2 protein-coding genes are annotated in these 2,625 nt (G+C 66.5%); both read right to left on the bottom strand.

The genetic code is table 11. The features are described 5' to 3' along the window. A partial coding sequence (locus ACFWPJ_RS29995; RefSeq protein ID WP_378856451.1) for a glycosyl transferase occupies positions 1–1,791 on the bottom strand: 1,791 nt, incomplete at its 3' end. 261 nt (positions 1,792–2,052) lie between these two features. Beyond that, the coding region (locus ACFWPJ_RS29990) for an MFS transporter (protein WP_378856449.1) at positions 2,053–2,625 on the bottom strand (573 nt) is incomplete at its 5' end.

Genomic DNA, 2,625 nt, shown 5'->3' with positions numbered 1-2,625 from the left:
TCGGCCCCCGGCGCGGCGGGGGCCCGCCCGCCCCCCCTCCACGGTGCGACGCAGGGCATCACCGTTCTGTGTCGGCGGCAGCACCACCACATCGGCGCCCCAGTAGCGCAGGTCCGAGATGGCCTGCTCGCGCCGAGCTCGGTCGATGACCGGAACCGTATCGGTCATCCTGACCAGCATGAGCAGAACGGCGGTCGGCCGGGGGTCGGCGCCATAACCGGCCCCGTGGTCCGGGCCGCTCGGGCCGACAAAGTAGCCGCCAACGAGCGGGAAGGCGAAATCGGCGTCGATCTGCCACCGCAGCGCGATGGCGTCCCCCGAGGTGGGCGGCGGAACGATCACCACGGAGCCGTCCGAGGCATACTGCCGCACTGTCCCATCGGCGAAGAACGCGGGTGTCGGGGGGCGTTCCGTGACGGGCAGCATGGTCGGCGCGATGGGCAGCAGCGCGCAGGCAAGGGCACCGAACCAGGCAACAGGCCGCCGCATGGTGGCGGAGGTGCGTCGCGAGTCGATCGCCCGCTGGGTGCCAAGAACCAGGACTATCGCGATGGCCGGAATGGCTACCATGGCGAACCGTGATTCGATGATCCCGTTCAGTGGCGGGATCCACCCGACGGCGAGCCACGGCATCGGCACCATGGCGAAGTCACCGTCGCCGAAGCGCACAACGCCGTCGAAGGACAGCACAATGCCCAGCGACAGTGTCGTGAACACGACGATGACGATCGCGGCGGCCCGCACAATGCGTTCGCGTCGCAGGAAGAACGTGGCCATGGCGACGAGTAGAAGTAGCGGCCAACCGAAGTAGGTGTTGTCCTCGGTCGGATTGATGCTCACGTCGGGGCCGAACGAGAACATGCTGCCCGCCGATTCCGGCGAGAATTGAAACAGCGACAGAATGTCATTGCCAACCCGGCCGATCCCGATGAATCGATACGACTGCGGTCCGGCGAACTGCCACCACAGCCCAAAACCGGTGAGTGTCAGCGTGACCAGCGCCGCGAACAGTACCGACGGGGCCGCCGCGCGCACAGTGCACGCGATGTCGCGCCAGGTACCGAGGTATGCGAGGGCGAAGACCGCGAAGCCGAGCGCGAAGATCAGCAGCGGCTCCTCACCCAGCGTGAGTTGCACAGCGACCAGCAGGCCGAGCACGACGGCGGCACGGGGCTGCCATACTAGGCGCGCTCCGACGGCGTTCTCCGCGTGCCGCGCCATTTTGATGACCTGCCAAGCGATGAGCGGAAGCAACACGAGGACAACGAAATTCGCGTGCCCATTGGTGTGTGCGATCATCGCGGGCGCGAAGCCGCAGAACACACCACCAACGGCCGCGGCGAACCTGGCGGTCACCAGTTCGCGTGAGAATACCCAATACCAGGCGAACGCCGTGCTGAACAGGCCGAACGTGAGTGCTGACGCGAAAGTGACGGTCGGCCCGAAGAGCAGGGTGACGGGCGTGAACGGTACCCCCCAGCCATACATGAGGGTATTGGCCATCATGTTCACGCCATCGGGATAGTTCTGCAACTCGGTGCTGAGCGGACTCGCCAGGTGGGTGATATTTCGCGCCGTGATGGCGTAGAACCATTCGTACAGCGTCTGATCCTGGTCGCTCTTGCTCAGGTAGCCACTACCTGGGTTCGACCACAGCCCGGCGAGTACGAAAAACGCAAGCGACAGGTAGCAACCGGCGACGATCAGGTCGGGGCGCACCGAGCGCAGCCATCGCGCCGGAGTGCGTCGCGACTCGACCGTTTCCGGTGCGGTTCGATCGATAGCCGCCATAGTGGATCGACCTTCTCCGGTCCGGTCCGTTCCCCACCCTGAAAGCACGCGCAAGTCTCTCTAATCCTCAGTGTCACAATCGGTCCGCTCACGATACTCGAGTGCGCGACCGCGGCGATCACCGCCGAATCGCTCTGCTGGCCCCTATCCGAAACCACGGCACGTCGGTGCGCAGCCCGGCCGAGTACGCGCGGATCTCCGACGAAGGGCTTCGCCGGTTCCAGGCCGACAGCGACCCGGCCGCCCGGCGCCGCTGGTGCCTCAGCTCGGGATGGAGGACGCGGGTGTTTCGGCCGTGGGCGAGGTCTTGGGGATGCGGGGGTCGGCGAGGCTGATCAGGAGAAGTACTGCGCCCAGCCCGGCGAAAACGGTCGCGAAGAGGATGATGCCACCGTTGGTCGCGCCGTCGGCGAAGGTGGCGCCGATGAGGCCGGTGGCGATGAACCCTCCGATGTAGGAGGCGGTCCGGTAGAACCCGCTGTTCACGCCGATCTGGTCGGGTGTGCTCTTCAGGTAGAGCATGGCCTGGTTGCCGACGTTGCCCAGTCCCATCGCGACGCCGAGGCAGGTCATCGCGATCACGGGCCAGACGAGCCGGTCCTGGGCGCCGGACAGCCACAGGAATCCCCCGCCGGCCACGACGAAGACCGCCGCGCCCACGAGCATCAGCCGGATCGAGTGGCTCTTGCCGAGCATCAGGGCGACCACGGCGCTCATGACCGACATCGGCAGCATCAGCAGGCCGATCCTGCCCGGATCGACGCCGCGGGTCTCCTCCAGCCACTGCCCCACGCCGTACAGCGCGCCGTACATGACGGTGAAGGTCCTGATCAG

It is taken from the genome of Nocardia sp. NPDC058497 (genome assembly GCF_042720195.1).
GTDB lineage: Bacteria > Actinomycetota > Actinomycetes > Mycobacteriales > Mycobacteriaceae > Nocardia.
This window is presented reverse-complemented; position numbering and strand designations above follow the sequence as displayed.